This is a genomic window from Micromonospora sp. NPDC049580 (assembly GCF_040675595.1).
Classification (GTDB): Bacteria; Actinomycetota; Actinomycetes; order Mycobacteriales; family Micromonosporaceae; genus Micromonospora.
In genome coordinates this window covers 1-5600 of sequence record NZ_JBFAPG010000423.1, presented here as the reverse complement: position 1 = coordinate 5600, position 5600 = coordinate 1, and the positions used below count along the sequence as shown (strand labels likewise).

General features: G+C 70.6%; 5 protein-coding genes. 1 reads left to right on the top strand and 4 read right to left on the bottom strand.

What is annotated here, in order from left to right:
- Positions 1-34 precede the first annotated feature (34 nt).
- The gene (locus AB0J68_RS25845; RefSeq protein ID WP_363940784.1) at positions 35-784 is read right to left on the bottom strand and encodes an SDR family oxidoreductase; all 750 of its coding nucleotides are present in this window, start codon (positions 782-784) and stop codon (positions 35-37) included.
- Between the two features lie 131 nt (positions 785-915).
- On the opposite strand from AB0J68_RS25845, the gene AB0J68_RS25840 reads away from it, so the two are divergent.
- Positions 916-1548, top strand: coding sequence for a TetR/AcrR family transcriptional regulator (locus AB0J68_RS25840; RefSeq protein ID WP_363940781.1), 633 nt, complete (start codon positions 916-918; stop codon positions 1546-1548).
- A gap of 138 nt (positions 1549-1686) precedes the next feature.
- Here the strand turns inward: AB0J68_RS25840 and AB0J68_RS25835 are convergent, their stop codons facing one another.
- The 3 genes from AB0J68_RS25835 to AB0J68_RS25825 form a co-directional block, all read right to left on the bottom strand.
- The gene (locus AB0J68_RS25835) at positions 1687-4116 is read right to left on the bottom strand and encodes a hypothetical protein (protein WP_363940779.1); all 2430 of its coding nucleotides are present in this window, start codon (positions 4114-4116) and stop codon (positions 1687-1689) included.
- Between the two features lie 158 nt (positions 4117-4274).
- Entirely contained in the window at positions 4275-4769 is a 495-nt protein-coding gene (locus AB0J68_RS25830) for a hypothetical protein (protein ID WP_363940786.1), read from the bottom strand.
- A gap of 94 nt (positions 4770-4863) precedes the next feature.
- Positions 4864-5418: a hypothetical protein gene (locus tag AB0J68_RS25825; protein WP_363940777.1), complete on the bottom strand. Its 555-nt coding sequence runs from the start codon at positions 5416-5418 to the stop codon at positions 4864-4866.
- Between the last annotated feature and the right edge of the window lie 182 nt (positions 5419-5600).

Here is a 5600-nt window from a genome sequence, read left to right as displayed (position 1 = left end):
GTCGATCCTCACGGATCGACCGGGCGTTTTCGCGTCAGAGCTGCTGCTGGCCGCCGTCGACGAACAGCTCGCCGCCGGTCATGAAGCTGCTCTGGTCCGAGGCGAGGAAGAGCGCGGCGTTGGCGATCTCGTCCGGGTGGGCCATCCTGCCCATGGGCACGCCGGAGGCGATGCCCTTCAGCAGCCCGGGGGCCTCCTCGGGGCTGGCCGCCAGGCCCGCGAGGCCGGGGGTTTCGGTCGAGCCGGGCACCAGGGTGTTGACGCGGATCTTCCGGCCCATCAGCTCGGCGGCCCAGGTGCGGCCGAACGAGCGGATGGCGGCCTTGGAGGCGGCGTAGACGCCGAACGCCGGGATGCCGCTGACAGCCGACGTCGAGCCGGTCAGCACGACCGAGGCACCCTCGTTGAGCAGGGGCAGGGCCTTCTGCACGGTGAAGATGGTGCCGTAGACGTTGGTGTCGAAGGTGTTGGCGACGTGCTCGACCGTGATCGAGTCGAGCGGGCGGAACTCGCCGCTGCCGGCGTTGGCGAACACCACGTCCAGCCCCGCGCCGCGCTCCTCGATCGCCCGCATCACCCGGTCCAGGTCGTCGAGGTTGCCGACGTCGCTGACGATGCCTGTCGCGTTGGCGCCGATGCTGGCCACCGCCTCGTCCAGCGGGCCCTTGCGGCGACCGGTGACGAAGACGTAGGCACCTTCGGCCGCGAAGCGGCGGGCGGTGGCCAGGCCGATGCCCGTGGTGCCGCCGGTGACGAGAGCGGTCTTGCCGTCGAGCTGTCCCACGATCGATCTCCTTCGCAAATTGTGTACCGAGCGGTACGGATACGACCGTAGCAACGTCCTGACCTGCTCCGCAAATTTCTGTACCGATCGGTTGCGTTGGTGGGTAGGATGGGCGCCGGAGGTGGTGGCCGGTGCCCGTACGAGGACGTCCCCGCGGTTTCGACGTCAACGAGGCGCTGGAGCGCGCGCTTGAGGTGTTCTGGCGCCAGGGGTACGAGGGTGCCTCGATGACCGACCTCACCGCCGCCATGGGCATCAACAAGCCCAGCCTCTACGCCGCCTTCGGCAGCAAGGAGGAGTTGTTCCGCAAGGCGGTGGCCCGCTACGCCGAACAGGACATGGAGTACGCGCGGAACGCTTTCGCCCAACCCACCGCGTACGAGGTCGTCGCCACTCTGCTGCGCGAGAACGTGCTCGCCGTGACCCGGCCCGACCGGCCGGCCGGCTGCCTGTCGATCCAGGGCGGCACGGCCTGCTCCGGCGAGAACGCCGCGGTCGCCGGGTTCCTCGCCAGCAGCCGCCTGGCCGGTGAGCTGGCTCTCGCCGACCGGTTCACCCGCGCCGTCGCCGAAGGCGACCTACCCGCCGACGCCGATCCGGCCGCGCTTGCCCGCTTCGTCATGAGCGTCACCGAGGGACAGGCGATACACGCCGCCGCCGGGGTGGCGCGGGAGGATCTGCGTCAGACGGCGGAGATCGCGCTCGCCGGCTTCGCCGCCGTGTCCGGAGCGCGGCTCCCCGCGTCTGCGGACAGCCCGGCCTGAGCGCTCACGGTCGGACGAGCGCCGCCACCCCGTCGAGGAGCCGTTGCAGCCCGAACTCGAAGAGGCTGTCAACGTTGAGGTCGATTGCCGACCGGCGGGCCAGCCCTCCAATGTGGTGGAGGGCCGGCCCGCCGCCCGTCACGCAGTTGGGGCGGTGCCGTCCCGGTGGGTCAAGCGGTACGAGGCATCGACGGCATCCGTCTCCAGGATCACCGTCACCGGACCGGCGGGCAGGGTGCAGGTGATCGTCCGTTCGACGGCCGAGCTGCCGGGGCCGCAGTACCGGATGCCCTGGCTGTCGAAGACCGACATGCGGGCGTCACCGGAGCCGGCGGTACGCGTCCACGTGAAGCTCTCCCGGCTGGCGCGCTGGTCGGCCGGGACTGTGTAACAGACCGCGAAGTGGTCCGCTCCGGTGGTCACCGTTGCGCCGGCCGCGTCCCCCGGCAGGACCGGGCAGGCCGGCGGCCCGTCGGTCCGGGCGAAGCCCACGGCGTACGAGCTGGTGGGGGATCCCTCATCCGCGGTGAGCAGCACGGAGAAGGGTGCCTCGCCGGTCAGCTCACAGCTGTACTGACGCAGCGAGGAGTAGTCGCACACCTGCTCGCCGGCGGCGTTCAGCACGCTGATCTCCGGTGAGGTCGCGGCCGTCACGTCCCCGGCCAGCAGCTCGGCGACGTGGGCCCCCGCCGGACTGGGCAGCTGGAGGCAGTTGTGCTGCCCAGCGGCGTCGAACCCGCCCCGGTGCGGGGCGTCCTGCCAGCCGGTGTCGGACACCGGCGTGCAATCCGACGGCTTCCACGGCAGCAGCGCGACGGCGTAGCGGAAGTCAGTGTCGATCACCGTGCCGGTTACGCCCCCGCTGAGGACCATCGTGTACTTCCCCGCCGCGGGGACCTCGCACCAGGTGTCGGTGCAGACCTTGATCCCGGCGGAGTCGTAGACGGTGGCGTACGACCGGTAGTTCTCCCCGTCCACCGCCGTGACCCGGTACACCCCTGCGCTGGGAAGGTCCAGGGTCCGGCAGCGGATGCCGCCGAGGGCGCCGGCCGGTGCCGAGTTGTACGTGCCCGGGGTGATGGTCGGGCAACCGACCGCCTCGGAGAGTCGACGGACCTGGACCTTGTACGTGAGGTCCACGCTGTCGGCGTCCCAGTTCGCCAGGTAGGAGACGACGCGGTAGGTCCCGGTGGAGGGCAGTACGCACCCGTCCTGCTCCGACCAGTCGGTACACAGCACCGCACCCTGCTCGTCGACGATCGAGGAGGAGACGTCGTTGTACCGGTCCGGGGCCCGGTAGACCATGACCCGCTCACCGGCCTCGCCGTGGAACGGCTGGCAGTTGGTCTGCACCGCCGAGGTCTGGTGCACCGTCAGGGCCGGCTGGTCCCAGTTGAGTCCGGTGGGGGCGGCGCAACCTTCGGTCTGGTCGAGGCGGGCTGCCGCCACCCGATAGGTGACCGGCTCCCAGTTCCAGTTCTGCGCCACCAGCGTGTAGGCGCCGGCTGCCGGTACCGCGCAGGACCGCGAGGAGTCGTACTCCGTGCACACCACCTGTCCGGCGTCGTCGTACAGCCGCCAGTCGAGGTACTGGTTCGCGTACTGGTCCAAGCGGACGATCAGTCGGCCCGGAGTGGTGACCCGCAGCGACTGGCAGCCGATCCCCTGGTTCGGTGGCACGGTGCCGGTCCCGACCGCCGCGCCCGGGTCTCCGAACGCGGTCAGCGGCAGCGCCGGGCAGCCGACCGACTGCGAGATCCGGGGCATCTTGAGGGTGTAGGGGGCCTTGTTGCCATAGGTCTCCTCCAGGAACAGCCGGTACGGTCCGGCCTCCCGGAGGGTGCACTCGGTGGGGTACCGCACCGAGCAGACCGGCTGGAACTGGGCGTCCAGGATGTTGCCCTGGATGTCCTCGACGCCGCCCGGGTCGGCGAGGTGCAGGACCGTGCCGGTGGGCTGCTTGAAGGTGAAGCAGCGGGCGGCAAGGCCGACGGGCAGCGTGCCGCTGCGACCGGCGGAGGCGAAGGAGAAGAAGCTCGCGGGCAGGCTGACGCAGGTGGACGGGGTCCGCATCGACTCGGCCGACAGCGAATAGGCGCCCTTGCCGGTCCCGTAGTCGAGCGTCACCGTGACCGTGTAGGTGCCGGCAGCGCCGAGCTTGCACTCGGTGAGGTACGGACCGACGTAGCAGACGGTGGTGCCATCGCCGCCCTTGACCTGTGCGCCGACACCGTCACCGGAGACCTCGCGGAGCCGGATGAACAGGGTGTCCTGGTCAACCGTCGAGGTGATCGTCCACTTCTGCTGTGCGGCGCCGGCGATCGACGCGCAGTTCTTGACCTGGCCCAGCGGGAGATGGCCGCCGCAGGCGGCCGAGAGGCCAACGACAGTCGTCGGACCCGCGGTGGCCCGGCCGGGGGCGGGAGTCGTGGGTGCTGGCTTCGAGGGTGCGGTGACGGCGGGCGGTTGCTCGGTCGTCAGTGTCGGTCGCGGCGACGGCTGGGCCGTCGGGGCGGCGGTGGCGGGGTCGGCCAGCAGGCCCGCCCCCGTGAGGCTCAGGGCCGCCACGGCGGCCCACCTTGCGAGGTGTCTCCACCGTGGATCGGACGCGTTTGTACGCACGATGTCCCCCCGTGTTGTGTCGCGCGATCTGCGCGAGCGAGGGGATAGTTTCACGATGGTCGATCGCGGACAATCGGCTTGTCGGGTCGGACGGGGCGGGTCGTTCAGCAGGGGGCCGCGCCCTCGTCGAAGAGGCGGCGGGCCCAGTCGGCGTACCCGGCGATGGTTTTTCGGACCGTGTGCCCGTCGTGCAGGAACAGGTACGCGCGGTCGCCGCTGCGGGCGAGCAGTCCGTCGAGCCGATGCGTCCCCTGTGGAGCGGGCAGCCGCGTGACGGACGGGTAGCGGGCCCAGACCTCGTCGATCGGCGAGCCGGCGGTGATGCCCTCCGGTGTGCGCATCGGGTCACCGACCCACAGCAGCACCAGTCTGTCCTCGATGAAGACCGGGCTGACCGTGTCGTGGCCGGTGAGCACGGGCCCGCAGGCGTCCTGGTCGGTACGCAGGACGCCCCGGCGGGTCAGTTCGGCCTCGGTGTCGCCGAACTCGATGTTGCGCAGGCCGTTCAGGTCGATGATCTCGACGTTGCCGGCGGGTCGGTTCGGCGGCATCGGGCCGGGCGGTGGCGTGCCGCTGCCCGCGATCCAGGCAGCAGTCAGCAGCATGGCAATAAACGCGAATTGTCGCAATTTCAATGGAATCCCCCAGTCCCCCAACGGGACGGGGCCGCTCAGGTTGCTGCCCGTCGCCGGATTACTGGTTTTCCCACTGTTCGACCAGCTCGTCCCAGTAGTCGGCGCTGAGTCGCCGCCGCCCGTGCGCCAGCCAGCCGTCGGTGTTGCGCTCCAGATGCAACCCCACCTCGGCGAACGGGTCGATCCACGCGCCCCGCTCGACGCCGAGCTGAACCAGCGCCGCGTTGATCGGCCACTCCTCCCGCGGCGCATCGAGGACGTCGTCGAAGCTAGGACCCCAGGACAGGGCGCCGCCCAGCCACACCGCCGCCGACTGGTGACCGACGCCACCGCCGAACTCGGCCTCCACGTACGCCACCGGCCCCGACCGCGACCAGCGGGCCAGCAGGTCGGCCAGCGCCGGCGACAGCACCAGCTCGAAGGGGTGCGCGGTGCTGCGGTCGTCGGTCGCGTAATCCGGCAGCGAACCGGTCAACTCCACCACCAACTGCGGCGTGATCGGCAACAGCGCGAAATCCTGCCGCAGCTCGCCGAGGACCGCGTGATCCAGCTCGGCGGTCTGCTCGCGGAGCAGGTCCACGTCCGCGACCACCGCGCTGAGCTGGTAACCCATCGAACCCTCCGCCGTCCACAGCCTGTGGATAGAACATGTGTACGACGGTTCTCCGGGTGCCGCCGGTCCCTGGAACGGTACCGGTGCTGCCGACGATCCGAAGCGCTCAGACCCGTCCCGGCGGCACCGCGACGGCCGCGCAGATCTTGGACACTTTCCGTTCACGCGGAACGGAAAATGTC

Excerpts from the sequence above, each read along its gene's own strand:
- AB0J68_RS25825 (WP_363940777.1), bottom strand. The coding sequence starts at position 5,418 with ATGGGTTACCAGCTCAGCGCGGTGGTCGCGGACGTGGACCTGCTCCGC.